This window comes from Natrinema longum, from assembly GCF_017352095.1.
Taxonomy (GTDB): domain Archaea; phylum Halobacteriota; class Halobacteria; order Halobacteriales; family Natrialbaceae; genus Natrinema; species Natrinema longum.
In genome coordinates this window covers 1,192,067-1,217,254 of record NZ_CP071463.1, presented here as the reverse complement: position 1 = coordinate 1,217,254, position 25,188 = coordinate 1,192,067, and the positions used below count along the sequence as shown (strand labels likewise).

Annotated in this window: 23 protein-coding genes; 12 read left to right on the top strand and 11 right to left on the bottom strand. The window is 64.7% G+C overall.

Annotation, left to right across the window (positions count from 1 at the left end; genetic code table 11):
* The first annotated feature begins 85 nt into the window (after positions 1-85).
* Complete coding sequence (locus tag J0X27_RS06015; RefSeq protein ID WP_207271493.1) at positions 86-1,078, top strand: replication factor C small subunit; 993 nt, start codon at positions 86-88, stop codon at positions 1,076-1,078.
* Positions 1,079-1,185: 107 nt separating this feature from the next.
* Here the strand turns inward: J0X27_RS06015 and J0X27_RS06010 are convergent, their stop codons facing one another.
* On the bottom strand, positions 1,186-3,330 hold the full coding sequence (locus J0X27_RS06010) for a GAF domain-containing protein (RefSeq protein WP_207271492.1): 2,145 nt from the start codon (positions 3,328-3,330) through the stop codon (positions 1,186-1,188).
* A gap of 203 nt (positions 3,331-3,533) precedes the next feature.
* Here J0X27_RS06010 and alaS point away from each other — a divergent pair, with 203 nt between their 5' ends.
* The gene (gene alaS, locus J0X27_RS06005; RefSeq protein WP_207271491.1) at positions 3,534-6,311 is read left to right on the top strand and encodes an alanine--tRNA ligase; all 2,778 of its coding nucleotides are present in this window, start codon (positions 3,534-3,536) and stop codon (positions 6,309-6,311) included.
* Positions 6,312-6,383: 72 nt separating this feature from the next.
* Here the strand turns inward: alaS and J0X27_RS06000 are convergent, their stop codons facing one another.
* Positions 6,384-7,577 carry an MFS transporter gene (locus J0X27_RS06000; protein WP_207272038.1) on the bottom strand — a complete coding sequence of 398 codons (1,194 nt, stop codon included), beginning with the start codon at positions 7,575-7,577 and terminating at the stop codon, positions 6,384-6,386.
* 339 nt (positions 7,578-7,916) lie between these two features.
* Here J0X27_RS06000 and J0X27_RS05995 point away from each other — a divergent pair, with 339 nt between their 5' ends.
* From J0X27_RS05995 to J0X27_RS05975, 5 genes are all read left to right on the top strand, one after another.
* Complete coding sequence (locus J0X27_RS05995; RefSeq protein WP_207271490.1) at positions 7,917-8,723, top strand: alpha/beta fold hydrolase; 807 nt, start codon at positions 7,917-7,919, stop codon at positions 8,721-8,723.
* Positions 8,724-8,990: 267 nt separating this feature from the next.
* Positions 8,991-10,244 carry a class I adenylate-forming enzyme family protein gene (locus J0X27_RS05990; RefSeq protein WP_207271489.1) on the top strand — a complete coding sequence of 418 codons (1,254 nt, stop codon included), beginning with the start codon at positions 8,991-8,993 and terminating at the stop codon, positions 10,242-10,244.
* Positions 10,245-10,376: 132 nt separating this feature from the next.
* Complete coding sequence (locus J0X27_RS05985) at positions 10,377-11,114, top strand: type 1 glutamine amidotransferase (protein WP_207271488.1); 738 nt, start codon at positions 10,377-10,379, stop codon at positions 11,112-11,114.
* A gap of 136 nt (positions 11,115-11,250) precedes the next feature.
* Positions 11,251-11,529 carry a hypothetical protein gene (locus tag J0X27_RS05980; protein ID WP_207271487.1) on the top strand — a complete coding sequence of 93 codons (279 nt, stop codon included), beginning with the start codon at positions 11,251-11,253 and terminating at the stop codon, positions 11,527-11,529.
* Complete coding sequence (locus tag J0X27_RS05975) at positions 11,526-11,966, top strand: type II toxin-antitoxin system VapC family toxin (protein WP_207271486.1); 441 nt, start codon at positions 11,526-11,528, stop codon at positions 11,964-11,966. The genes J0X27_RS05980 and J0X27_RS05975 overlap by 4 nt, the downstream gene beginning before the upstream one ends.
* Positions 11,967-11,991: 25 nt before the next feature.
* Here the strand turns inward: J0X27_RS05975 and J0X27_RS05970 are convergent, their stop codons facing one another.
* Entirely contained in the window at positions 11,992-14,196 is a 2,205-nt protein-coding gene (locus tag J0X27_RS05970) for a (Fe-S)-binding protein (RefSeq protein ID WP_207271485.1), read from the bottom strand.
* 180 nt (positions 14,197-14,376) lie between these two features.
* Here J0X27_RS05970 and J0X27_RS05965 point away from each other — a divergent pair, with 180 nt between their 5' ends.
* Entirely contained in the window at positions 14,377-14,967 is a 591-nt protein-coding gene (locus J0X27_RS05965; protein WP_207271484.1) for a conditioned medium-induced protein 4, read from the top strand.
* A gap of 149 nt (positions 14,968-15,116) precedes the next feature.
* Positions 15,117-15,800 carry a CRISPR-associated protein Cas4 gene (locus tag J0X27_RS05960; RefSeq protein WP_207271483.1) on the top strand — a complete coding sequence of 228 codons (684 nt, stop codon included), beginning with the start codon at positions 15,117-15,119 and terminating at the stop codon, positions 15,798-15,800.
* A 54-nt stretch (positions 15,801-15,854) separates the two neighbouring features.
* Here J0X27_RS05960 and J0X27_RS05955 read toward each other — a convergent pair whose 3' ends face one another.
* The 3 genes from J0X27_RS05955 to J0X27_RS05945 are packed head-to-tail and all read right to left on the bottom strand — an operon-like array spanning position 15,855 to position 17,362.
* Positions 15,855-16,487, bottom strand: a complete 633-nt coding sequence (locus tag J0X27_RS05955) for an L-threonylcarbamoyladenylate synthase (RefSeq protein ID WP_207271482.1) — start codon at positions 16,485-16,487, stop codon at positions 15,855-15,857.
* Between the two features lie 54 nt (positions 16,488-16,541).
* Positions 16,542-17,057, bottom strand: coding sequence for a redoxin domain-containing protein (locus J0X27_RS05950; RefSeq protein WP_207271481.1), 516 nt, complete (start codon positions 17,055-17,057; stop codon positions 16,542-16,544).
* On the bottom strand, positions 17,057-17,362 hold the full coding sequence (locus J0X27_RS05945; protein WP_207271480.1) for a glutaredoxin family protein: 306 nt from the start codon (positions 17,360-17,362) through the stop codon (positions 17,057-17,059). Before J0X27_RS05945 ends, J0X27_RS05950 begins: the two co-directional genes overlap by 1 nt.
* Positions 17,363-17,474: 112 nt before the next feature.
* Here J0X27_RS05945 and J0X27_RS05940 point away from each other — a divergent pair, with 112 nt between their 5' ends.
* The gene (locus tag J0X27_RS05940) at positions 17,475-18,875 is read left to right on the top strand and encodes a hemolysin family protein (protein WP_207271479.1); all 1,401 of its coding nucleotides are present in this window, start codon (positions 17,475-17,477) and stop codon (positions 18,873-18,875) included.
* A gap of 87 nt (positions 18,876-18,962) precedes the next feature.
* Here J0X27_RS05940 and J0X27_RS05935 read toward each other — a convergent pair whose 3' ends face one another.
* The 4 genes from J0X27_RS05935 to J0X27_RS05920 all read right to left on the bottom strand — a co-directional run bounded on the left by J0X27_RS05935 (position 18,963) and on the right by J0X27_RS05920 (position 22,440).
* Complete coding sequence (locus J0X27_RS05935; RefSeq protein ID WP_207271478.1) at positions 18,963-19,712, bottom strand: LptF/LptG permease family protein; 750 nt, start codon at positions 19,710-19,712, stop codon at positions 18,963-18,965.
* 117 nt (positions 19,713-19,829) lie between these two features.
* On the bottom strand, positions 19,830-21,023 hold the full coding sequence (locus J0X27_RS05930) for an inorganic phosphate transporter (protein WP_207271477.1): 1,194 nt from the start codon (positions 21,021-21,023) through the stop codon (positions 19,830-19,832).
* A 111-nt stretch (positions 21,024-21,134) separates the two neighbouring features.
* Positions 21,135-21,560, bottom strand: a complete 426-nt coding sequence (locus tag J0X27_RS05925) for a hypothetical protein (RefSeq protein ID WP_207271476.1) — start codon at positions 21,558-21,560, stop codon at positions 21,135-21,137.
* 157 nt (positions 21,561-21,717) lie between these two features.
* Entirely contained in the window at positions 21,718-22,440 is a 723-nt protein-coding gene (locus J0X27_RS05920; RefSeq protein ID WP_207271475.1) for a DUF5828 family protein, read from the bottom strand.
* A gap of 555 nt (positions 22,441-22,995) precedes the next feature.
* Between J0X27_RS05920 and upp the strand changes: the two genes are divergently transcribed.
* On the top strand, positions 22,996-23,673 hold the full coding sequence (gene upp / locus J0X27_RS05915) for a uracil phosphoribosyltransferase (RefSeq protein WP_097378055.1): 678 nt from the start codon (positions 22,996-22,998) through the stop codon (positions 23,671-23,673).
* 235 nt (positions 23,674-23,908) lie between these two features.
* On the opposite strand, the gene J0X27_RS05910 is transcribed toward upp, so the two are convergent.
* Positions 23,909-24,103 (bottom strand): YgaP family membrane protein, encoded by a 195-nt coding sequence (locus J0X27_RS05910; protein ID WP_207271474.1) that lies wholly within the window; start codon positions 24,101-24,103, stop codon positions 23,909-23,911.
* Between the two features lie 196 nt (positions 24,104-24,299).
* Between J0X27_RS05910 and J0X27_RS05905 the strand changes: the two genes are divergently transcribed.
* Positions 24,300-25,181, top strand: coding sequence for a hypothetical protein (locus tag J0X27_RS05905; RefSeq protein ID WP_207271473.1), 882 nt, complete (start codon positions 24,300-24,302; stop codon positions 25,179-25,181).
* Positions 25,182-25,188: the final 7 nt, after the last annotated feature.

Below are 25,188 nucleotides of genomic sequence, written 5' to 3'. Positions count from 1 at the left end.
TCGTTCGTCACCGGCGGGGCCGCCGGTGACTCGGTCCGACGCCGACCTTCGGTCGTTTTATCTTGCGGCCCCACCTTCGACCGGTATGAGCGAGGCCGACGCCGAGGCGGCGGAGCCCACACCCGGCAAGACCGAGGTCTGGATCGAGAAGTATCGCCCGGAGCGGCTCGACGACATCAAGGGCCACGAGGACATCGTTCCGCGACTCGAAAATTACGTCGAGCAGGACGACCTCCCCCACCTCATGTTCGCGGGTCCGGCGGGCACGGGGAAGACGACAGCCGCGAAGAGCATCGCTCGAGAGGTCTACGACGACGACTGGCGCGAGAACTTCCTCGAGCTCAACGCCTCCGACCAGCGCGGGATCGACGTCGTCCGCGAGCGGATCAAGGACTTCGCACGCTCGAGTTTCGGCGGCTACTCCCACCGCATCATCTTTCTTGACGAAGCCGACGCCCTGACCTCCGACGCCCAGTCGGCGTTGCGCCGGACGATGGAGCAGTTCTCGAACAACACGCGCTTTATCCTCTCGTGTAACTACTCGAGCCAGATCATCGATCCGATCCAGTCGCGGTGTGCGGTCTTCCGGTTTACGGAACTCTCCGCGGACGCCATCGAGGCGCAGGTTCGCGAGATCGCAGCCACCGAGGATATCGCGGTGACCGACGACGGCGTCGACGCCTTAGTCTACGCGGCCGACGGCGACATGCGCAAGGCGATCAACGCCTTACAGGCCGCCGCCGTGATGGGCGAGACCGTCGACGAGGAGACCGTCTTCGCGATCACCGCCACCGCCCGCCCCGAGGAGGTCGAGGCCATGGTCGAACACGCCATCGACGGCGACTTCACCGCCGCCCGCGCCGCCCTCGAGGACCTCCTGACCGAGCGCGGCCTCGCCGGCGGCGACGTCATCGATCAACTCCACCGTTCGGCCTGGGAGTTCGACCTCCCCGAACAGGCCACCGTTCGACTGCTCGAGCGACTCGGCGAGGTCGACTACCGGATCACTGAGGGCGCGAACGAGCGCCTGCAACTCGAGGCGATGCTGGCCTCGCTGGCGCTCGACGAAACGGCGTGAGAGCTTCGCGGCCGCGACGGCAGTAGATCGTAGCACGAGTTCTGTATCACCGTCTCCGAGGTGGAGTCCCGACCTCGAGGAGCGGTAAGCGGGTAGGGCGGGATCGTTTACGTTTCGTCGACCGATTCGACTCCGCGGAACGCGAACGCGATCCGATCGTCGTCCTCGGCGACGCCGACGTTCCAGCCGTGGGCGTCGGCGATGCGTTCGACGGTGCCCAGTTCGAAACCGGTCCCGTCGCCCGCTGCCAATCGGCCGGGGACCGGGTCCGTCTCGAGTCCCTCGTCGACGACCCGCCTGTCGGCGTCGGGGTTGTGTCGGGCGACGTAGAAGCCGTCGTCGGTCGCGCCCACCGTCACCACTTGCGTCGCGGGGTCCGTACGCTCGCCCTCCCCGTCTTGGGCTCCGTCGTCCGCCTCGGGAGCAGCCGTGCCGGCCGAATCGACCACGGTCCCCAGCACGTGTTCGAACAGTTCTCGCAGCCGCGCTTTGTCCGCCTCGAGCACGCGGTCCGTCGTCGTCTGGGTGACGAGTCGCGCGTCGCCGGTCTCGACGGCGACCCAGGCCCGTCGCGCGACGTCGTGGATGGCGACGGGCTCGGTCTCGACGATCACGTCGTCCTGGCGAGCGATCGCGACGAGCTGATCGACGAGTTCCCGTAGCTGCTCCTGTGCGTCCTCGACCGCCCTGAAGTGCTCTTCGTCCCCGGTTTCTGCCGCGAGCTCGAGGTAGCCACGCGCGACGTTCAGCGGCGACCGAACGTCCTCGTCGACCAGGTCCGCGATCGTCTCGAGGCGGTGGTGGGCGGCTGCCAGCTCCCGTTCGTGGCGGTTCGCGTCCGTCACGTCGCTGTAGACGATCAGTCCCGCCGGGTTGTCCTCACCGTCGCTGTTCCCGCCGTCGGCGTTCCGGCCGCTCGCACCCGCTTCGGCCGGGACCAGCGTGAGCAGGAACTCCCGGACGCCGTCGACGGTTTCCCGACGACTGACCAGTTGGCGACACTCCCCTGCCCGGAGCGACTCGAGCAACGTCGTTCGTCTGGACTCGAGGCCCGGCGGGACGATGGCCTCGTCGACCGGCTCGTCGACGATCGTCTCGGGTGCCGTCCCGAAGACGTCGACGAACGTGTCGTTGACGTCCCGGACGATCGGTTTCCCGTCGTCGATCTCGTATCTGACTGCCGGCTCAGGGACGTTCGCGAACAGTGCCTGAAACCGATCGTTCTGGGCTGCGAGCCGTTCGTTCTCGGTCGCGATCCGATCGCGCTCGAGCGCCAGCTCGTCGCGTTCGTCGGCGAGCCGGTCCCGCTCCGTCCGCAGTTGATCCCGTTCTCGGCGCAGCTGCTCGCGTTCCGTACTGTGGCTGGCTTCGGCGTCGATTCGCTCGAGGATCGCGGCGACGAATCGACACCACGCCGCCAGCCGGTCGCAGTCGCGCTCGTCGAACGCACCCGCGTTCTCGGCGGCGACCTGTAGCACGCCGGCGTCACCGACGGGGAGACAGCACAGCGATGTGACCCCCTCGAGGGGGACCGCCAGCCGGTCGTCAGCCGCGAGGTCGTCGATACGGATCGGCTCACCCGTTCGGAGCGCCTCCTCGAGGGGACCCTCGCGTGCGACCGGCTCGAGATCGTCCGCCGAGAGCCCCGATGCAGTCGCTCGCGGTGTGAAATCGCCGAAGTGGACCGTCGAGAGCCAGCAGTAGTCGCGATCGAGTACGTCGCTCGCGGTTTCGACCAACAGGTCGAAAAGGCGGTCGCGATCGTCACAGGCGGCCGCTTCGGGAACGGATTCGAGCAGCCGGTCGACCGGTTGGTCGTTTGTCGCTTCCCCGTCGTCGGTCGAACCGCTGGACTCGTCGTCACCCCGGCACACCCACTCGATTTCGTCCGCGAGGTGAACGACCGCGTCGTCGGTGTCGCGGCGGACGTAGCCGTCGATTCCGTCGGTCGATCGTGCGGCCGGCGGCGCGTACGACGGGTCGGAAAAGAGCACTAACGGCGTCGACCCACAGGCCTCGACGACCTCGAGGAGATTGGACCCCGCGGCGGTCGTCGGCGTCTCGGCGAAGACGACGCAGTCGACTGCCGGGGCCCAGTTGCGGACGCGCTCGACCGTCGTCGCCGGTCGGATAGAGCGCTCCGGCCCCGTCTCGACGGTCTCGAGCGCGGTCGCACCGTCGCTGGCCGCCGCCTCGGTCGCGGCGACGTAGAGGATCGTTCGCGGTCGCGTTGTCGCGGGCGGATGCGTCATTGGTCGATGGCGAAGACGATCTATATGTGGTGACGGTAATCCAGGCTAATGTGTCTACTGGACGCATCGCCCGAGACGTACCGCTCTCGACAGGTGGCGTCCGAGCGCCCGGTTTGGGGAGCCGATCCCGTTCGTATCGGCCAATCGGTTCTCGACGACGGTTGCGGAACTGTTTTACGCGCTGCAGGGGCAATTTACCCGTAATGAGCGAACTAGAGGAGGAGTACCGCCTCGAGTACTTCGAGGAGGAAGGGTTCGAGCGCAAGGAGTGCCCGGAGTGTGGCGCTCACTTCTGGACGCGCGATCACGATCGGGTAACCTGTGGTGAGCCGCCCTGCGAGGAGTACGGTTTCATCGACAACTCGGGATTCGACGAGTCCTACGACTTGGCGGAGATGCGCGAGGCCTTTCTCTCTTACTTCGAGGCCAACGATCACGAGCGAATCGATCCCTATCCCGTCGCGGCGAACCGCTGGCGCGACGACGTCTTGCTGACCCAGGCGTCGATCTACGACTTCCAGCCGCTGGTCACCAGCGGCGAGACGCCGCCGCCGGCGAACCCGCTGACGGTCTCCCAGCCCTGCATCCGGATGCAGGACATCGACAACGTCGGCAAGACCGGGCGACACACGATGGCCTTCGAGATGATGGCCCATCACGCGTTCAACACGCGCGAGGATGTCGCGGAAGACGAGTACGCCTACCACGGCGAGGTCTACTGGAAGGACCGCACCGTCGAACTCTGTGACGGCTTCTTCGAGTCGATGGGCGTCGATCTCGAGGAAGTCATCTACATCGAGGACCCGTGGGTCGGCGGCGGCAACGCCGGCCCCGCCATCGAGGTCATCTACCGCGGCGTCGAACTCGCGACGCTCGTCTTCATGTCGATGGAGCAAGACCCCGACGGCGAGTACGAGATGAAAGACGGGAACCGCTACAGCCCGATGGACACCTACATCGTCGACACCGGCTACGGGCTCGAGCGGTGGACCTGGGTCTCACAGGGGACCCCGACCGTCTACGAGGCGGTCTATCCCGACATGATCGCCTTCCTGAAGGACAACGCTGGACTCGATCACACCGACGAGCAGGAGGCCCTCATTCATCGGACCGCCAAGCTCGCGGGCCACATGGACATCGACGAGGCCGAGGACATGGAGACCGCCCGCAGCGAGATCGCGGCCGAACTCGACGTCGACGCCGCGGAACTCGAGGACCTGATGGAACCCCTCGAGGACATCTACGCCATCGCCGACCACTGCCGCACGCTGGCGTACATGCTCGGCGACGGCATCGTCCCCTCGAACGTCGGCACCGGCTACCTCGCGCGGATGGTCCTCCGACGCACGAAGCGGCTCTGTGACACGGTCGGCGTCGACGCGCCCCTGGACGAACTCGTCGACATGCAGGCCGAGCGTCTGGCGTACGAGAACCGCGACACGATCCGGGACATCGTCCGCACCGAGGTCGAGAAGTACCGCGAGACGCTCGAGCGCGGCGGCCGCCGGGTCGAAACCTTAGCCGAGGAGTACGCCGAGAAGGGCGAGCCGATCCCGACCGAGGAACTGATCGAACTCTACGACTCCCACGGCATCCAGCCCGATATGGTCGCGGAGATCGCCGAGGAATCGGGCGCGGACGTCGAGGTCCCCGACGACTTCTACAGCCTCGTCGCGAAGCGCCACGACACGCCCGAGGCCGTCGCAGAGGCCGAAGACGAGGAGGACGAACGCTTCGCGGACCTCCCCGAGACCGAGAAGCTCTACTACGACGATCAGGGACGGACGCAGTTCGAGGCGGTCGTGCTGGACGTCTTCGAGCGCGAGGACGGCTACGACGTCGTCCTCGATCAGACGATGTTCTACCCCGAGGGCGGCGGCCAGCCCGCCGACACTGGGACGCTCTCGACCGACGACACCTCCGTCGAGGTCACGGACGTCCAGATCGAGGACGGCGTGATCCTCCACCGGACCGACGAGAGCCCCGGCAAGGGCGAGTTCGTCAACGGGCAGGTCGACGGCGGCCGCCGTCGGCAACTCATGCGCCACCACACGGCGACTCACATCGTCATCCACGCCGCCCGACAGGTGCTTGGCGACCACATCCGTCAGGCCGGCGCACAGAAGGGCGTCGACTCCTCGCGGATCGACGTCCGCCACTACGACCGGATCTCCCGCGCGGACGTCAAGGAGATCGAGTCCCTGGCCAACGAGATCGTCATGGACAACACGCAGGTCTCTCAGGAGTGGCCCGACCGCCACGACGCCGAGTCCGAATACGGCTTCGACCTCTACCAGGGCGGAATCCCGCCGGGCGAGCAGATCCGGCTGGTTCACGTCGACGAGGACACCCAGGCCTGCGGTGGCACTCACGTCGCCCGCACCGGCGACATCGGGACGATCAAAGTCCTGAACACCGAGCGCGTTCAAGACGGGGTCGAGCGGATCACCTTCGCGGCCGGCGAGGCCGCCATCGAGGCGACCCAGGTCAAAGAGGACGCGCTCTACGAGGCCGCCGAGGTCCTCGACGTCTCCCCCGAAGACGTCCCCGAGACCGCCCAGCGGTTCTTCGAGGAGTGGAAAGCGCGAGGCAAGGAGATCGAGGACCTGACGGAACAGCTCGCGGAGGCCCGTGCCGGGGGCGCTGGCGGCGGCGAGGAAGTCGCGGTCGGCGACGCCACGGCCGTCGTCGACAGGATCGACGCCGACGTGGACGAACTGCGGGCGACTGCGAACGCCCTCGTCGAAGCGGGCAAGATCGCCGTCCTCGGCAGCGGAGAGGGCAGTGCCCAGTTCGTCGTCGCCGTGCCCGACGACGTCGGCGTCAACGCGGGGGAGGTCGTCGGCGAACTCGCCTCGAGAGTCGGCGGCGGCGGCGGCGGCCCGCCGGACTTCGCACAGGGCGGGGGCCCCAACGTCGATGACCTCGACGATGCGCTCGAGGACGCCCCAGACGTGTTGCGGCAGGTACTGAACGCCTGAGCGTTCAGCGTTCGTGCTTTCGAACTTCGCTTCTTCAACCACCCGTCGTGTGGCTGTCCGGAGGGACGCCGGTTACGCGACCTCTGATACTGTGAGAAAGCCAAACGCAGCGACACCGAGTGCGAAGGCGATGAAACCGGCGATGAGGAGTGTATTGGCGTAGCCGACGCTCGAGGCGACAGCAACGAACACTGGCGGGCCGACAGTCGTCCCGAACTGAAGAACGCTCGTTCGGATACTCATAATGCCGCCACGGAACGCATCGGGCGCGAGTGTATTCAGTGCTGTATCAGTAATTGGTTCCGCAAACCCCTGGCCAATGCCAAACAGGAACAGTGCGCCGGCGAGGACCACGACCGAGTGAGCGAGTGCGGCGAACGTCATCCCGATACCGTAGGTCACGAAACCGAGCGTGATGAGCCGTGGAGGCGAGAGATGATGAATGAGACGGGATGACTGTGAGGACGTCACACCCATCGTCACTGCCGGGAGTCCGAGCAACAGTCCGATCGTTCCGGACGAGAACCCATAGGATTCGTCGAGAATGAACGGGATGACCGTGAGCTGTGCACCATAGAGAATAAGAAAAATGCCGAAAACAGCTGCATACAGTCCGAGAGCCCTCCATATCGGGACTGCTCGTACCGCGTTCGCGACGTAGGAGAGTCCGGACGAGGTTTCGTTACTCTCGGGTTCAGTAAGGACCGCGGAGCCGGCAACAGCGACGACGATACCGAGTCCGAAGCAGACGAACGGAGCGGCCCACGAGAGTAGTGCAAGGCTCCCACCCAGTAAGGGGTAGCCAGCCGCGCCGATGGCGAGGATCGCCGCGTTCAGTCCGATGAGGCGGCTCCGTTGGGCTCCCGAAAACAGGTCACCGAGCAACGTCACGGTGAGGCTCATAATGGCGCTGCCGGCGATTCCCTGGACGACGCGGAGGCCGAGAATCGTCGTGAAGCCGCCGACAAACACGACTGCAATGCCACTTACGCCGAACAAGAACAGCGATGGAACGAGTACGCGCTTGCGACCAACGCGGTCGGCGATGAGCCCGATGAACGGCGTGAGAACGACACCGGGCAAGGTAAACGCCGAGATGAGAAGGCTCGCTTGACTCGCCGAAATGTCCCACGCCGTCTGAATCGTCGGCAGTACTGGGCTGATGAGGGAGACCCCCATTACACTCACGAGCGTACTCGCGAATATGATGCCGACCGTCCGTGATTGCTGTGTGTTCGTCAGTGGAGTAGATAGATGTGTTCGCATAGACGACATTGATTGCCACCTGGTCGCGAAAAATGCATCGAACAGCGACTTCCAGGCGGGCCGTACGCGTACGCGTTGGCTACGTACAGCCGTAGAGAGTCGTCTCACGAACTCGTCTTTCGATGGCGACCGCACACCTTCGATTGCTATCGGAGCCACCGTCCGTCACTGCACACCCGATCGCCCGACAGCTGTGCGATCAACGCGTGAATCGGTGTCGTTGTTGCTCCGAAACCCAACTCCTCGATGTCGCTATCGGTCAGGTCGCTGAGTGCGCGGTGTCTCCGGGTATCGACTGGAACCGAAACCATCGCCTTGCTCCGCCTGGTCAGTCTTTGTATGCCCACCGCTTCGAACGGATCGGTCTCGCTGTACTACGACTGCGCCGGCGAGGGTGAGCCCGTCGTCTTCGTCCCCGAAGCCGGCCTCGGCGGCTGGCTGTGGGGCTGGCAACACGCCGCCGTCGCCGGTCCCCACGAGGCCGTCGTCTGGGACCTCCGGGGGACGGGCCGCTCCGACGCACCACCGGGCCCCTACGCCCTCGAGACGCTCGTTGCCGATCTCGAAGCGGTCCTCGCCGACTGTGACGTCCGCACGGCCCACCTCGTGGGCTGTGGACTCGGCGGCGCGATCGCGCTCGCGGCGGCCCGGACCTCGAGTCGCGTCGGGACGCTGTCGCTGTTCGGAACGGCGGCTCGGGGCTCCGAGTTCGCCCTCGAGTCGCTGTTCGCGCCGCCGGACGACCGGAACGCGCTCCGCGAGTCGCTTTCTGCGGGCCTATCCGATGCGTTCCTCGAGGCCCAACCCGACGTCCGCGATGGGATCGTCGACTGGCGGGCGGACGGGGACGCGGATCGCGAGGGCTGGGACGCGCAGATCGCGGCCCTCGAGGGGTTCGACGCGACCGATTGGGTCGTCGAGGTGACCCAGCCGACGCGGGTGATTCACGGCGGGGCGGACGAACTGGTTTCGCCTGCGGCCGGACGGGACCTCGCGCGAGGACTGCCTCGCGGGGAGTTTCTCGAACTCGAGGGGGCGGGTCATCTCGCGTTCGTCGAGCGCTCGCGGGCGGTCAACGATCGGCTGCTGGGCTTTCTCGAGGAGCAAACCACGCGGACGACGCGTAACACGTCCGGAAGGCGGTGAGAATCGTGTGATCGCCGGCTCCGACCGGTATCGACGGAACCGCGACACCGGCGAGACCCACTCCCTCCCCAACCGATTCGTTCGCGTTCCGAGGCGTTCACTCCGTTCTCGCCTCGCACCGCTCACTCATCCCTCGCGGTTCGAGCAGCGATTCGCTGCTCGCTCATCGCTGCCCAGTGCGCCGTCTCGGTAGTCGGCGGGGCTTCGGTTCCGTGCTTGCGACTGCCCCCCGATCTACTACGTACCCGAGCGTGGGGAGACCTCGTCGTGACCCTCTCGCTGGCTCGACGGGCCGACCACTTCCCGGACCGGACGGCAGTCGTCGACATCTCTGAACAGCGGCTGTCCGCCCCGGCGGAGACGGTCCACCAGGATCGGATCTCCTACGAGGAGCTGTCGACCATCGCGACGCGGACCGCAGGACGGCTCTCGGCGCGGGGTATCGGCCCCGGGGACACCGTCTGTCTCGTCACGCGAAACCGGGTCGCCGTGCTCGCGGCGTTTTTCGCCTGTCGACGGTTGGGTGCGACGTTCGCGCCGATCTCGCATCTGCTGACGCCGGCGTCCGTCGAGCGTCCGTTCGACGTCCTCGAGCCCGATCTGGTCGTCGCCGAGGCGGCGCAGCGCGATCTGGTGCGGTCGATCCCCTTCGACCGGTCGGTGACGCTCGAGGAACTGTCCGAGAGCGATCCCGACGATGTCGATTTCGACGAGCAACGCCCGAGTGAGGGCCCGCTCCTCGCGATCCACGGCGAGGCGGGGCGTCCGGTCGCCGACTACTCGGCCGCGACCGTCGAACGCAACTGCATCACGGGCGTCGTCGCCTGGGGGCTCGCCGCGAACGACGTGGTTTCGCTGCCGATCCCGTTATCTGCCGTCGACGGGCTCGTCCGCGTCGCGCTGTCGGTGCTGTACGTCGGTGGGACGCTCCTGCTCGATCGGGCGTTCGATCCCGGCGACGCCGTGACCGCGATCGTCGCGGAGGCGGCGACGCTGCTGCCCGGCCGGGAGCCGACCCTTCGCGACATCGCGGCCGAATCAGGTTTCGACGCCGCCGCGGAATCACTCGAGCGGGCGATCTGTGACGCTCCGGTCAGCGACGACGTGCGTACGGTCTACCGGGATCGTGGCGTCCCGGTCGCGCAGGTCTACGGCCGCCTCGAGTGTCCGACCGCACTGAGCCAGGGGTTCGAAACCGAGGCTGATTCGACGGCATCGGACACCGACCATACTGGTGTCGGTCGCCCCGTTCCGGACTGTCGTGTCCGGCTGCTCGACGAGGAAGGGGCAGTCCTCGAGGGCGATAGCGAGGGCGTTGGACGGCTCCAGCTCTCGGGGCCAGTTGTCGCCGACGGCTACCGAACCGCGACCACCACCGAGGCGAAACACGGGGCCGAGCCAGCCGCCCTCGAGAGTCCCGTGGACGACGAGCGGGGCGACCCCGGTCGGTTCGTCGACGGCTGGTTCGACACCGGTGAGCGCTTCCGCAGAGATTCCGACGGGAACTACTTCCGCCAGTAACTGCCACAACGCCTGATCTGGTGTCTATCAGATGCCCTCCTCGAGAGTCGACTCCGAACCCGCTGTCGTCGGTTTCGGCACCGTCGGCGCTGGGCGGAAGGTCTATTTTCGTCGAGTCGCCACTATGGTGCAATGAGTCACCCCCGTATTGCCGTCCTGAACGCGGCGCATCGGGACGAGAACACGACGCGGAACTTCCGACGGGAACTCGACGCCTCGCTGGCGGAGTTCGACGCCACCGGCGGGACGGTCCCGGATGACTTCGAGTACGACGGTGCCGTCGTCACCGGCTCCCGGTCGTCGGTCTACTGGGACGACGAGTGGATGGAACCGGTCGCGGAGTGGGTCGGCGAGGCGATCGAACGCGGCATTCCCTTCCTCGGGGTCTGTTGGGGCCACCAGCTGCTCGCCGATGTCCTCGGCGGTACCGTCGAAGATATGGGCGTCTACGAAGTCGGATACAGCGAGATCGAGCACACCGGCGAGTCGCGGCTGTTCGACGGCATCGACGAGACGTTTCGCTCCTTTACCAGCCACTCCGATGCCGTTACCGACCTCCCGCCCGGAGCCGACCCCCTCGCTGAGAACGATTACTCCAATCACGGCTTCCGCAAGGATCGCGTCTTCGGCGTCCAGTTCCACCCCGAGTACGACAGCAAAACCGCCCGGGAACTCGTCCACCGCAAGGAACTCTCCGACGAGCGCCGCGAGTCAGTACTCGAGGAGATCACCGAGGAGAACTACCGGCGGGCCTGCGAGGCGAAGTTAGTGTTCGATAATTTCCTCGAGTTCGTTCGTGAAGTTCGGGCGGACGGGGTCGATGCCGGGGCCGAGAAGCGGACTGCGACTCGTGTCGGTCGTTCCGACTGACTGGCCAATCTCACCTCCGATTTCTATCTGCTCGAATGTCATCCGATAGCGGCCGTTGCGTTCTGAATTCGTCCGTCGGGAGACATTGCCGGTAGCGGGAGAACAGTTTTCTCAGTGGAGTCCGCTACTAGCGCATATGAGCACCTCGATCAAGGTCACGGATATCACGAAATCATACCTCGAGGAGCTTCAAGCAGAGATTCGCCTCGAGACGGGCACGAACGTGACTCAACAGGACCTTCTCGAACGGATCGTTACGAACACATACGAATCGAAAGACGAGATAATCGACTCGTATCGGGACGATTTCGAGCCACTGTCCGAGCGAGAGATCGATCAGTGGCTGTCCGGAACCGTCGACTCGGGTATCGAAACGACAGAAGAAGACATCGATGAGGTTCTGTACGGCGAATGAGCGTATTTATCGACACTGGCGTTTTCTTCGCGCAGCATGATAGTGCCGCAGCGAGACACGAAGCGGCAGGCAATGCGATGCGTACAGTCCTCGCAGGCGGTCTCGGCCGTCCATACACGAGCGACTACGTGATCGACGAAGCGATCACACTTACCCGGAAACGAACGGGTAGCTACGACGCCGCGTTGACTATCGGACAGCGAATCCTGGGCCGTAGTGGATACCCGGATCGGATCGAACTACAACAAACGACGCCGGAGCTGTTCGAGGAGACGCTCGAAACGTTCGAGAAGTATCGGGATCATTCGCTCAGCTTCACGGACGCGAACACGATCGCGATCGTCGAACGGGACGGTATCGATTCCGTTCTCAGCTTCGATGACGACTTCGACGGACTCGTGGATCGAATCGATCCGACGACGGTACAGAACGGTTAGTTCGAAGAAAACACGAGCGAACTGATCAGTCTGCCGCGACTTCGACCTTCGCTTCGTCTTCCTTGCCGATGGCCTCGACGATGAGTTCGGCCACGTCGACGATCTCGATCTCGTCCTCGAAGTCGCCGGTCTTGCGGCCGTCCTCGTACATCGTCATGCACATCGGACAGGCGACGACGAACTTCTCGATCCCGCTGCCCGCGTCGGTGTCCTCGAGTGCCTCTCGGATCCGTTCTTCGCTGGGTTTGGGCTCCTCCTCGAAGTCCATCCAGAGGCCGCCACCGCCGCCGCCACAGCAGAAGGAGTTGCTGCGGTTGCGGGGCATCTCGTCGAGGGTACAGCCCGTCGCTTTGATGAGTTCGCGTGGGGCTTCGTACTCGTCGTTGTATCGGCCGAGGTGACACGGGTCGTGGTAGGTGACCGTGTAGTCGAGTTCGGTGCCGTCGAGGTCGAGTTTGCCGTCGTCGACGAGCTCTTCGACTGCCTGCGTCCAGTGGAGCACGTCGACCTCGCCGTCCTCGTTCCACTGCTCCTCGTACTCGAAGGGCATCATCGGGTCGTCGGCGAACTCGTCGAAGTTGACCTCCGGGTACTCGTTTTTGAAGGTGTTGTAGGAGTGGGGGTCCGTACAGACGATCTTGTCGAACTCGCAGTCCTCCCACGTCTCGACGTGGTGGCCGGCCAGTTCGACGTAGAGCAGTTCCTCGCCGACCCGACGGATGTCGTTGCCGTCGAACTTCTCGTCGTCGAAGAGGATGCCGAAGCTGACATCGGCCTCCTGCAGAATGGTCGCCAGCGAGCGAGCGACCTGCTTGTTGCGTTCGTCGTAGCTCGGGAAGTCGCCGACGTACCAGAGGTAGTCGACCTCCTCTTCTCGGGCGTCGGTGACGTCGAACTCGAGTTCCTCGGCCCAGTCGCCACGATTGCGCGGCGAGTCGCCGAACGTGTTGCCGTTCTGCATGACGTTCTGGAAGACGTCTTGCATGCTCGGGGAGACGTCACCCTGGTCGGTCAGCTGGCGGTTGAGCCGGGTAAAGCTCTTGAGGTGCTCGATCTCGACGGGGCAGGCGTCCATGCAGGCCATACAGGCCATGCAGGACTCCATCGTCTCCGAATCGATGACGCTCGTGCCGCCGTCGGCGACGATGGGTTGCTCCTCGCCGCCGGCGTCGAGGTCCTCGCGGTAGGATTTCAGGTCGAGGATGACGTTCCGCGGATCGAGCGGTCGGTCGGAGGCCTTGGCGGGACAGACGGAGGAACAACGGCCACACTTGGTACAGGCGTCCTGGTCGAGGATCTCCTTCCAGGTGAAGTCGTCGATGGATTCGGCGTTGGTTGCGTCCAGATCCGACGGGACGTTGGGCAGGCGTTTGCCCGCTTTCTCGTCGCGCGTGACGACGTTCGCGAACGAGGAGATCATGTGGAAGGGCTTGGCGTAGGGGATCCACGCGATGAAGAAGAAGGCGATCAGGGAGTGGGACCACCACGTGAGCCAGTGGAGCGTCTCGGCGTTGGCTCCGAGATTGGCGGACGCACTGTACTCGGGGCCGGCGGCCACTGCGGCTTCGGTGGTCGGGAGGCCGATTCCATCGAACATCGTTGCGAGTCCGTAGCCGACGAAGCTCACGATTTCGTGGTCCGGAATCCCGGCGATGTAGATCCGGAGTCCCTCGAGGAGGAAGCCGCCGATGCCGAGCGCGAACAGCGTCCAGATGAAGAGATCGTCCTCGTTGGAGGTGTGTCGGCCCCAGAGACGGTGGTTGCGCACCCAGTAGCGTCGGTACATCGCCATCCCGATGCCGACGACGAACAGCAGTCCCAACGCGTCGACCATGAACTGGTAGGCGAGATAGAAGTCACCGTCCCAGAACGACATATGCAGGATCTTCTGGCCGACATAGAGGTCTGTCCCGAGAATCAGTGTCGCGATAAACAGCGTCAGGAATCCCCAGAGGATAAACGAGTGCATCAGCCCGCCGTAGAGATCCCTGTTGAACTGTTTCTCGTTCGAGAGAACGATCTTGGTTGCGCTCACGATGCGGTTTTGCAGGTCGTCGATCCGTGGGAAGGAGTCGTCGTCCCCCTTGGCGTAGCGGGCGAACCGCTGGTACGCGCCGTAGGTGAAGACGAGGACGGCAGTAAACGCGAGGAGGTAAAACACCGCGTATTCGGTGCTGGATATTCCCCAGTACGTTTCCCTCGCCACGTCTGACTGTGCTAAGGCGTCCATGTCCAATGACGGGGAGGGCTATAACTTAATTCTTGCCACACCGCCCGGGAGACAACCCCGACGCCGTCTTGCGAAAATTCCCACCTTATTTCTAGTTTATAATTGTTTTCCATGTGCGTTTACTCGCCCAACGTGATCTGGCAACAGGCTTAAATAGACTCCCGTCTGGAGTGTCCACTCATGAACGAAAAGACCGAGGAACTCCGAGATATCTTCACCGACGTCACCGACGGCGAGGAAACCATCACCGAATCACAGGAGGATACCCGGGGCTCCCTCGAGCGAGACGAACGATCGGACGCCGAGCGCCTCGAGAGCGTCGTCCAGCAGATGCGCGAGCGATACGCCTTCGAGACGCCCCTCTCCGACGAGGAGTTGATCGCGGTCGCGCGGGGGTTCTACGACGACCGGAGCGACGAGGCGCTCGCCGACGAACTCGGCGTCGACGCCGAGGACGTCTTCGAGGCCCGACTCGCCTTGCATCTGGTGGGGGACGACGACGCCGACGAAGTCGATCTTGCGGCGATCCGCGACCGCGAGGAAGACGACGCGACGCTCGCCGCGGAGTACGACGTCAGCGAGGCCCGGATCCGTCGATACCGTCGCGTCGCGGCGGCGGAAGACCAGTCCAGGACGGCCAACGACCGGTACCGCGACGAGTTCGACAGCATTCTCGCGGACGCCGACATCACCGAGCGCATGACGACCGACGTTCGCGAGGACGGCCTCGAGGACGCGACCGAGGGGATGGAGACCGAGGTGGACTTCTAAGACCGAACTTTTTACGCGGGGTCCTCGCTCGAACCCCGCGCAAAAACTTCGATGAAAAAGGCCGAGCGCGCCCACGGCGCGCTCGGTACGACTGCTTGCACCGCCGTTCCGAGCGCGACTTCTTATACGAAGCCGCGGCCAGACGGGTCGTGACCCAGACTCCCGTCTCGTTTAGCGATCTACGGACCGCCGCCTACTGCCCCCGGAAGTGTTACTACCAGCAGCGACTGCCGGCCGAGGAGCGCGAGCCGCCACCCGAGGTCGACTCGATCCGTGCGCTCGAGCCCCGGTACGAATCGCTGCTCGAGGCTCCACCGGGCGACCTCGACGCCGAACCGATCGCCGTTCCGTCGGTCCGGTACCGCGACCGGCTGACGGCGACCAGAGACCGACTCGAGGCCGACGGGGAGTGGGACCGTCTCCGGAACCCCCGCGAACGGGACGTCTTCGCGACCGGCCGGCATTGTCGCGGGATCGTCCACAAGGTGCTCGCCGACCCGCTCGAGCCGGCGCTGCTCTCGGCGGGCGAACCCCCCGAAAACGGCGTCTGGGGATCGCAGACGGTACAGGCGGTCGCGGCCGCGAAGGCGCTGGCCTGGGAACACAAGGAGCCGGTCGAGCGGGCCTGGCTCGAGTATCCGGCCTCCGGCGTGATCCGTTCGATAGAGCTAACGACGCGCCGGAAGGCCCAGTATCGGAGCGCGTTGCGGGCAGTTCGCGAGATAGATGGCCCACCGGCGCGGACGAGCAACCGCTCGAAGTGTGACTCCTGTGAGTTCGCCGCGGAGTGTGGGGTCAAGACGCGGACGTTGCGATCGCTGCTGGGGTTTTAGCCCGGGCTACAGCGCCAGCGCGTATTTCAGGACTGCGGTCGCGACCGTGGCGATTCAGTGGCGCTCGAGCCAGACCTCGATCTCGTCGGCCTTCGCGCCGCGGCGGTGGATCATCTCGCTCGAGACGTCGACGACGGTACTCTCGGTCCCGCCGTCGGTTTCGTCGTTGTCAGACCCCGTCTGACGGGCCGACGAGTCTCGCTCGTCGACGTCCTCGAGGACGACGGCCGCAGCCTCGCGGATCTCGGGATCGAGGTCGGCGGGCCGGCGCGCGCTCTCCCGGCCGCTGACGTTCGCGCTGGTCGCGGTGATCGGCGTGCCGGCCCGCTCACAGAGTCGCAACGCGATCGCGTGGTCCGGAACTCGGACCCCGACGCGGTCTTGCCCCGCCGTGAGTTCGTCCGGGACGGTCCCGCGTCGCCGACAGAGGACCGTCACCGGACCGGGCAGAAAGGTACCCATGAACTGTCGCTCCCGCTCGGTCGCACGGACGTACTGTAGCGCCGACGGGACCGAGGGTACCGCCATGGAGATCGGCTTCGATCGGTCTCGACCTTTCACCTCGAAGACCCGCTCGACGGCGGCGGGCGCGAGGGCGTCCGCGGCGAGGCCGTAGACCGTCTCCGTCGGGTAGACGACGAGTCCGCCGTCCTCGATCGCTTCGGCCGCGCGGTCGAACTCGCTCATTCGATTCGAACTCGGCTCATGTCGGCCAAAAAGCTATCGTTCGGTCTCGAGACCTCACTCGAGGCCCAGTTCCGCTTCGAGCGCGTCGTAGTCGGGGAAGTCGGGCCAGTCGGTGGCGACCCACGCGCCCGTGATCGTGCGGTCGTCCTCGAGCGCAAAGAAGGCGACGCGGGGTTCGCTGATGCCGGTCATACCGTCGAGTTCGTGCTCGATTCCGTACGACGCTGCGATCTCGTTGCTCGGATCGGAAAAGAACGTGAAAGGATAGTCGTTGTCGTCGAGGAGCCGTTTCACGCCGTAGGGGGTCGAGGCCGTGACGCCGACGACCCGGCCCGCGCGGTCGTCCCAGTTTCGCTCCGTGAGTTCGTCCCAGACGTACTTCGCGAGGAACGACCCTGTCATCGGGGTGAACACGAGGATCGTCTGACCCTCGGTCTCCGCGACGAGTTCCGACAGCGTCCGGTCCTCCCAGAACTCGTCGGTGACCAGCGGCCGGGTGAACTCGGGGGCGGTGTCGCCGGGTTCGGGGTGGTCGGTCGGTCCGAGTTCGACGACCTCGAAATCGGGCATCAGTCGTCACCTCCCGCGTCCGCCGCGGCCGCGTCGGGACGGTCGCCCTCGCCGTAGGTCGACTCGAGGTAGCTCACGATGTTGGCGCTTTCTGCCATCGTGACGCCGGTGTTTTCGTCGACGATGACGGGAACGGTTCGGACCCCGGCCACGCGTTTGACGGCGTTGCGCTCGGAGTGCATCGGTTCGACGAACCGCGATCGGTAGGAGAGGTCGTACTCGTTCAACAGCCGGGTAACCCGCTCGCAGAACGGACAGCCCTGGAGCCGGTAGAACGTGATCGGTGGGGTGGCACCCTCGCTCATGGGCGGACGTAGGGGAAACGGCCGGGTAAACGTGTCGTCGCCGGCGTCGATGACCGCGATCCGTTGTAAAATGGGAAACGGTTAACCGATCCGGCTATAACGCTGTATATCAATGGCGTTGTCTCCGCTGTTTGCGGTCCCGCTGGCCGCCTATGAGGTCCCGGTCGTGGGTGTCGGGTTCGATCAGTCGACAGTAACGGTTCTCGGCGTGGTCGCTATCGCCGCCCTCATCGCACTCTCCGCTTTCTTCTCCTCGTCGGAGATCGCGATGTTCAACCTGCCGAAACACCGCCTCGAGGGGATGATCGAGGACGATATTCCGGGCGCGGACCTGGTCAAAGGCCTCAAGGACGACCCCCATCGGCTGCTCGTGACCATCCTGGTCGGCAACAACATCGTCAACATCGCGATGTCTTCGATCGCGACGGCGATCCTGTCGATCTACTTCGGGGGGCTGGTCGGCGTCTTGCTGGCGACGTTCGGGATCACTGCCCTCGTCCTCCTGTTCGGGGAGAGCGTTCCCAAGTCCTATGCCGTCGAGAACACGGAATCGTGGTCGATTCGAATCGCGAGACCGCTGAAGGCCACGGAGTATCTCCTCTTTCCGCTGATCGTTCTCTTCGATTACCTCACTCGACAGATCAACAAGCTTATCGGGTCGACGGGCGCGATCGAGTCGCCGTACGTCACCCGCGACGAGATCCAGGAGATGATCGAGTCCGGCGAGCGCGAGGGCGTCTTAGAGGAGGAGGAACACGAGATGCTCACGCGCATCTTCCGTTTCAACAACACGATCGTCAAGGAAGTGATGACGCCGCGGCTCGACATGACGGCGGTTCCGAAAGACGCCGACATCGACGAGGCGATCGAGACCTGTATCCAGAGCGGCCACGCCCGCATCCCGGTCTACGAGGGCAGCCTCGACAACGTACAAGGCGTCGTCCACATCCGGGATCTCGTCCGTGACCTCAACTACGGGGAGACCGAAACCCTGGAACTCGGAGACCTCATCCAGCCGACGCTGCACGTCCCCGAGTCGAAAAACGTCGACGAACTGTTGACCGAGATGCGGGAAAACCGGATGCACATGGCGATCGTCATCGACGAGTTCGGGACCACCGAGGGGCTGGTGACGATGGAGGACATGATCGAGGAGATCATCGGCGAGATCCTCGAGGGCGGCGAGGAACAACCGATCGAGGAGATCGACGAGGACACCGTTCTCGTCCGGGGCGAGGTCAACATCGAAGACGTCAACGAATCGCTCGATATCGATCTCCCGGAGGGCCAGGAGTTCGAGACGATCGCCGGCTTCATCTTCAACCGCGCCGGCCGACTCGTCGAAGAGGGCGAGGAGATCACCTACGACGGCGTTCGTATCACCGTCGAGACCGTCGAAAACACGCGCATTCTGAAAGCGCGCCTCAAGAAACTCGAGGTGCCCGACGAGAACGGCGACACGGAGACGGAAACCGAGACCACGCCGCTCGAGATCGACGAGAACGACGAGTGACGAATGAGACGGTCCGTTGTACCGATTTTCCGGCACAACCCCGAACCGCCGTGGAGTAGCGCCGACACTGACTGACAGGAGTCCGTGTCAGGGCTCCGCTCCGACGAGCGCAGCGACGTCGCGCGCGACTGCCGGCGGCACGACGATCCGACGGGGTCCCTGGACGTACTGGCCGTCCGGCTGGGCGTAGCTGAGCCTGAGGATGGTGACGTCCCCGAACTGTCGAATCGAGACGCGCTCGATGAGCGTGAGGTCGATCGCCCGTTCCGGTTCGTAGAGGTAGATCGTCCGTTCCTCGCGGTCGAGTGCGCCGACCGACTGCAGGAACGAGGCGAGGACGAGCGCGATGAGCGCGCCCGGAACGAGCAGTGCTGCCAGTCCGGTAAACGGGCCGGCACCGACGCTCAGGAGTTCGTTCCGCGAGACGTAGCGACCGATTCCCATCAGGACGCCGATGACTGCTCCCATGACGACCGTTCCGACGGCAGCGTCCATCGCCCGATGGAGTCTCACTCCCGACGGAGCGTCGATCGGGAGCCGCCGCGTCAGCCGCTCGAGGTGGCGTTCGGTCCGGCTCGAGCCGGCTATCGCGAGCGTCGTCGCGGCCAGCGAGACGATGAGGGCGATGACGACGGTTCGGCCAGTTCCCCCGGCGGCTTCGCCGGCGAGCCTGTACAGTCGCCAGCAGACGACGGTGCCGATCGCGGCGAAGAAGGTACCGACGCCGAACGCCCACAGGAGGCGTACGGTACGTGAGGTGCTGGCGTCCCGTCGCCACTGGATCGTCTCGTCGTCCCCGCCGCTCCCAGCGGTCCCGTCGACGGCGTCCTCTTCCATACCCGAACTCACGACCCGTCGTGTAAAGACCGTTCGATGTCACACGGCTCGTTCTGCCGGCCGAACCGGTTCACGCACCGTTCGCGCTCGAGCCAGCATCGGGTCCGACGGACAGCGTCAGAGCAGGACTGCGCCCACAGCGGTGTAGCCGACGTAGGAAACGATAATCGCGCCGGCCAGCGAGCCGATCCACGCGAGGACGGTAAAGCCCATTTTGCGGGGGCTGACGCCACCGCCGGCACCCGCAGCGGCGTAGCCGCTCCCGATGATCGCGCTGACGATGATCTCGTTGAACGAGACCGGAATGCCATAGAAGACGGCGGCCTGTGCGATGATAAAGGACGGGATGAGTGCTGCGATCGATCGCCGTGGTCCAAGCGAGGAATAGTCCTGTGAGATCGCTTTGATCATTCGGGGTGCGCCGGTCCACGAGCCGAGCAAGAGCCCGAACCCGCCGCCGACGAGCATCGCCAGCAGTGGGAGCTCGAGTTCGCCCGACAGGGGAATCAGCGGTCCGATCGCCAGCCCGACCTGACTGCCGCCGGCCGAGAAGGCGACGAGGCCGCCGAGGACGAGCAGGAAGTGACGCTCACCCTGTTCCGTTCCGCTTCGGAGGTCGAACGCGATCACGCCCGCCCAGACGACCGCGATCGCGAGCGTCGCGACGGCGGTACCGGCGATCGCCGGCCCGGGAATCCAGCCGCTCGAGGCCTGTGCGATCGATTCCCCGCCGGAACCGGAGCCGAGGATCGCGAACTCGATGTTGGCGACGATCGCGCCGACGAGCGCCGCGAGGACGACGACGAGGTACTCTTCGGAGAGTGCGTCGGCGCGAAGCGCCCGGGCGACCGCGTACGCGATTCCGCCGCCGACGAACGGCGTCAACACCCACAGGGTAGCGATCTCGGTATACTTCGGCCACGCGGGATCGCCGCCCATAGCGAGCCCGACGCCGATGACCGCCCCCGTGACGGTAAACGCCGTCGCTATCGGATACCCCGTGAAGATGCCGATCGCCACCAGTCCGGCCGCGATGAGCAGGGCAATCGTGGCGGCCAGCGACGAGAGCGTGACGTCGCCGGCGATCAGTTCGGTCCCCACCGCTTCGGAGACGTTCGCACCCTGCAGAACCGCGCCGCTGAAGCCCAGCAGCCCCACGAGAAAGCCCGCCCGCATTACCGAAATCGCGTTCGCGCCGACCGCCGGGGCGAAGGGTGTCGAACCGCTCGAGCCGGCACCGATCGCCCATGCCATGAAGAGACTCGCGAGTGCGGCCACGGCGAAGGTCCCGAGCGTGGCGATTTCGACCATCTATCCGGTTCATATTGGCGGCCCCTACAAGTGTGTGCCGACCTGCGGTCGCCAGTGGCGGCTGTGAGCCGGTCTGTCACGGCGACTGGCTGCTGTCCGAGCCGCAACTCGTCAGTCGTCGCAATCAGGTGCGGCGTGCTCGAGAAAGAACGCTCTGTGTCTGTACAGGAACCACAGTCCGACCAGCCAGAGTGTCGTGGCAGTCATGATTCCGAGTAGTAGATCGACATCATCTTCGACAGTACCTGAGTTGAGAACCCGAAAAAACCCCACTGTAATGTGGAAACTCCAGGCGAGGAATCCACCGGCGAGGCCGATCGGTCGACCAGTGATGATCGTCCATCCGATAGCGACTGTACAGCCACCGAAGACGATCGCTGGCCACATCCCGAGAGTGGTCTCCCCGCTAATGCCGTGAATACCGATTCGGAGCCCGTCGATGAGGACGATCCATCCCAGTATGCCAACGCTGAGGGGTGCCTCGTTTGCGTTCGGTTCGAGACCCCATCTGCCAGTCGTGGGAATAGTACGACTCATAATAAAACCGATCTGGTGATGGAAGTCTGACGTTTATTAAAACATAAATTTGTCTACTCGAGGCTGTATTCAAATTCGCGGATCGAGACCCTGTGACCTCTCTTGCTCTCACGAGGACTCCCCGTCGTGTACTCAGCAACCGACTCGGTTCGGGTGTTCAGTTCGTCGTCGATTTCGAGTTGTCGTCTGGTTCGGGCGGTGGCTCCGCACCTTCGATCGCTTCGGCCGCGTCGGTGTTTTTCTCCACTTCGACGTGCCAGCGGTCGATCTCGTCCTCGTACTCTGCGAGACGGTCGGAGACTTCCCCTTTCAGCTCGTCGTCGTTGACGTTGACCTCGAAGACGAACTGTTCGCCGTTGTCGCCGTTTCGCGTCGACTGCTGGACGTTGGCACTGACGAGTTCGTTGTCGAAGTAGTAGGGCGCGAGCTGGGTCATCACGTTCTGGTAGACCGTGTCCTCGACGCGGCGCAGGGCCTTCCGACTCGCGGAGTCGGCCGCGCGCGCGACGTAATCGACCGACTCCTTCCAGTTGTCCATCGCGGCCCCCGCATCGTCGTCCTCGAGTCGCTCGTAGGACTCCGAGAGTTTCTCGCCGGCGGTTTTGATGTCTTCGTCGGGTTTTTTGCCCGCTTTCTCGCCTTTGCCCTCCTCGACGCTGGCCTGATCGGCGGTCTTTTCGCTGACGTCGGACTCGAGCGTTTCGTGGGCCTTGGGTCGCCACTCGTCCCACTCCTCGAAGGCGCGTGCGAAGTCCGCGCCGCCGTCCTCGTCAGGATCGTGAACGTCCACGTCTCGAAGGGCGCGCGTGATGCGCTCGCCGTGTTCGACGATATCGCCCCAGTCACCGCGAACTTTGAACCCCGAGATGCTCTCTTCCATTCGGCTGGGCGAGTCATAGCGTGCGGATCGGTATAAACTTCTCTGCCGTGACCTGCTTGGCCGGGAAATCGTCGGCCGTGGTGAGCTACCGGAGCCACTGCAACGATTTCCACACTACTCGCGACGCTGTCGGGCGATTAGGTGTGCAGTGGCTTTCAGTGAGTGCGATACCGCTGCCCACCCGTTCCCCGCCCGCCACCGTCCCCCGCGTATCCGTTCCCCACTCACGCATCATCCCCGGATCGCTGCCCATCCATCCGCTGTCCACCGCTCGTTTCGTGGCCACCGACCAACTCGAGGGGCGTCGTTCTGGAATCGATCGGCCGCTCGATCACCCCGATCGTCTCGGCGACGCGGGGATGGTACTGATCCTGCCGGTGTTCGGGGCGGCTCTCGGTGGCGATCGGACGACCGTGTCGGCGATCTCGGGCCCGAATACGGCGTCTCGGGCGATCAACTGGTCGGTAACTCCGGTCGGTTCCACGAGACGACACGCCGGGTCGCCGGTCGCTGCTGATCGATACTGTGAACTACCCGGCGAGTGGCCATACGGGTATGACGATCGAAGACCGGGATAACGCCTATCTCATCACGCACGCACTGGCGAAGGACACCCTCTCGCGCCTGCGAGACGTCGAGACCGAACAGGTTAGCTTTCGCAAAGGGCTGGTCAAACTCGGCCGAATCTGTGGCTACGAGATCATCGACGGCCGAATGGAGACCGAGTACGTCGAGATCGAGACGCCACTGGAGCAGACGATGGGCGAGCGGGTCCGCGGCCTCGACGACGTCGTCATCATCAACGTCTTGCGCGCTGCGACGCCCTTCGTCGAAGGGCTGTTGAAAGCGTTCCCACGCGCACGACAGGGTGTCATCAGCGCGAGTCGCGACGAAGAAGCCGGCCGGGCCGAGGACGGTTCCTTCCCGATCACGGTCGACTACGTGAAGCTACCCGAAATTCACGAGGAGGACACGGTCATCATCGCTGACCCGATGCTCGCGACGGGGAGTACGATGTGTACCGTCCTCGAGCACGTCGTCGAGAACGCGACCCAGCCGGAGAACCTGATCGTCCTCTCGGCGCTGTCGGCACCCGAGGGACTGCTTCGGGTCAACGAAGCGTTCGACGAAGCCGACCTGTTGACGGTGTCGATCGACGACCGACTCGACGAGGACGGCTTTATCGTCCCCGGCCTCGGCGACGCCGGCGATCGCGCGTTCCGGACGACGTAATTCGCTCGCTCCGGGCCGCCTGTCGGGGTGGAACCGGGTGCCGACGGACTGTTGTGACTCCCCGCGAGTGGAACGTCTGTGGAGTACAGCGTCGTCGATCCGGACGACGCCGAGGGATCGGCCTCGGTCGTCGCGATCGGCGCACCGTCGGTCGACGATGTCGCGCCCTACGACCCCGCCGAGTAAGCGGTCGATCGTTCTCCGGGACTGTGCGATGCTCGCGGTACGATCGACTCTATTCGCAGGTGTCGATTCCCAGCACCGCGTTCACCGGACATCGCTGGATAACCGCAGTAGCGAAGAGGTCGCTCCCGGCGATGAACAGGAGCGTTCCAGCCGTCCGATTTCGGTTTCGGTACCCGACCACCAGTAACACCGCCGCGAGGACGAACCGGCCGAGCCGGTCGTATCCGCCGACGTTTTTGTCCATACCGAAGCGAACGTTCGAGAGCGGTATAGAGTTTCTCACCGACCCCTCGCTTTCGGTCGCACCACCGTTCAGCCGGCTCTCCCGTCAGCGGTTCGAGCCGGCGAGCCGATCACTCGAGCGCGGGGCTTCCGTCCTCGAGTCATCGACAGTCCTCATTCCCATTACTATTTTAACACTACTGGCCGTCCCTTCGGTCGTGACTGATCGTGACTCGAGTCGCTCGCTCGAGGGCGGCGAGGTGCCCACGGCGAGCTCGGACGCGGTGTTTCGACTCGTGTTCGGGGGGTACGTCGGCGTTCTCCTCGCGGGCATCGTGGCGAGTGTCCTGGCCCTGACGGACCGCCCGTCGATCGTCGGTCTCGGAGCGGCGGTCACCGCTCTCCTGAGCGGGTGGCTCGTCGCGATCGCCTTCGCGGGACGCGTCGACGGGCTGGCGGTGTGGCTCGGCAGAACCCGCGCTCGGCGATCGGCGATCGTTCTCCCGGCCGGTCCGTTCGGAATGGCGACCACCGCCTCGCTGGTCACTGCGTTCCCCTCACGATTCACCATCGTGACACTCGGAGCGGGAATCGTCGTCGCCATCGTCGGGGCCGTCCTCGGATGGATGGCACAGAGCCGCGCCGTGAACGCGATGACGGAGGACGAACCTGGGGCGACGTGGCGGTGGAAGCCCCCGAGCAGCCCCAAACTGGACGCCGTTTTGCTCGCCACCTGGCTCCTCTTGGGGGCGACCGCCGCCGCCAGTGGCAACTGGGCGGAGTCGGTGCTGTGGACTGGACTGGCGGCGTTCTGGGTGTGTAGCAGTCTCGTCGAAGGCCGTTGGCGGGTGGGTTCGGTGGGAGAAACACCCGCAATCCGCGTTCATGATGCCGGTCTCGTCAAACAACGGCCGTACACCCGATCGATCGTCTCGTGGCGCGACGTTTCGCACGTTCGAGTTCGGGAGGACGAACTCGTTCTGGATCGCGGCCTGTTCGACGTTCGCTTCGATCGTGACGAACTCGCGGATCTCGAGGCCGTACGTGCGGAGATCGAACATCACTTGCCTGACGGTGTTCCGAGCGCAGTCGCGGAGTGATCGGGTC

Excerpts from the sequence above, each read along its gene's own strand:
- J0X27_RS05940 (WP_207271479.1), top strand. The coding sequence starts at position 17,475 with ATGGCGTTGTCTCCGCTGTTTGCGGTCCCGCTGGCCGCCTATGAGGTC.
- J0X27_RS05910 (WP_207271474.1), bottom strand. The coding sequence starts at position 24,103 with ATGGACAAAAACGTCGGCGGATACGACCGGCTCGGCCGGTTCGTCCTC.
- J0X27_RS05935 (WP_207271478.1), bottom strand. The coding sequence starts at position 19,712 with ATGGAAGAGGACGCCGTCGACGGGACCGCTGGGAGCGGCGGGGACGAC.
- J0X27_RS05920 (WP_207271475.1), bottom strand. The coding sequence starts at position 22,440 with ATGGAAGAGAGCATCTCGGGGTTCAAAGTTCGCGGTGACTGGGGCGAT.
- J0X27_RS05995 (WP_207271490.1), top strand. The coding sequence starts at position 7,917 with ATGCCCACCGCTTCGAACGGATCGGTCTCGCTGTACTACGACTGCGCC.
- alaS (WP_207271491.1), top strand. The coding sequence starts at position 3,534 with ATGAGCGAACTAGAGGAGGAGTACCGCCTCGAGTACTTCGAGGAGGAA.
- J0X27_RS05965 (WP_207271484.1), top strand. The coding sequence starts at position 14,377 with ATGAACGAAAAGACCGAGGAACTCCGAGATATCTTCACCGACGTCACC.
- J0X27_RS05945 (WP_207271480.1), bottom strand. The coding sequence starts at position 17,362 with ATGAGCGAGGGTGCCACCCCACCGATCACGTTCTACCGGCTCCAGGGC.
- J0X27_RS05975 (WP_207271486.1), top strand. The coding sequence starts at position 11,526 with ATGAGCGTATTTATCGACACTGGCGTTTTCTTCGCGCAGCATGATAGT.
- J0X27_RS05930 (WP_207271477.1), bottom strand. The coding sequence starts at position 21,023 with ATGGTCGAAATCGCCACGCTCGGGACCTTCGCCGTGGCCGCACTCGCG.
- J0X27_RS06015 (WP_207271493.1), top strand. The coding sequence starts at position 86 with ATGAGCGAGGCCGACGCCGAGGCGGCGGAGCCCACACCCGGCAAGACC.
- J0X27_RS05980 (WP_207271487.1), top strand. The coding sequence starts at position 11,251 with ATGAGCACCTCGATCAAGGTCACGGATATCACGAAATCATACCTCGAG.
- J0X27_RS05970 (WP_207271485.1), bottom strand. The coding sequence starts at position 14,196 with ATGGACGCCTTAGCACAGTCAGACGTGGCGAGGGAAACGTACTGGGGA.
- J0X27_RS05925 (WP_207271476.1), bottom strand. The coding sequence starts at position 21,560 with ATGAGTCGTACTATTCCCACGACTGGCAGATGGGGTCTCGAACCGAAC.
- J0X27_RS05955 (WP_207271482.1), bottom strand. The coding sequence starts at position 16,487 with ATGAGCGAGTTCGACCGCGCGGCCGAAGCGATCGAGGACGGCGGACTC.
- J0X27_RS06010 (WP_207271492.1), bottom strand. The coding sequence starts at position 3,330 with ATGACGCATCCGCCCGCGACAACGCGACCGCGAACGATCCTCTACGTC.
- J0X27_RS05985 (WP_207271488.1), top strand. The coding sequence starts at position 10,377 with ATGAGTCACCCCCGTATTGCCGTCCTGAACGCGGCGCATCGGGACGAG.
- J0X27_RS06000 (WP_207272038.1), bottom strand. The coding sequence starts at position 7,577 with ATGCGAACACATCTATCTACTCCACTGACGAACACACAGCAATCACGG.
- J0X27_RS05950 (WP_207271481.1), bottom strand. The coding sequence starts at position 17,057 with ATGCCCGATTTCGAGGTCGTCGAACTCGGACCGACCGACCACCCCGAA.
- upp (WP_097378055.1), top strand. The coding sequence starts at position 22,996 with ATGACGATCGAAGACCGGGATAACGCCTATCTCATCACGCACGCACTG.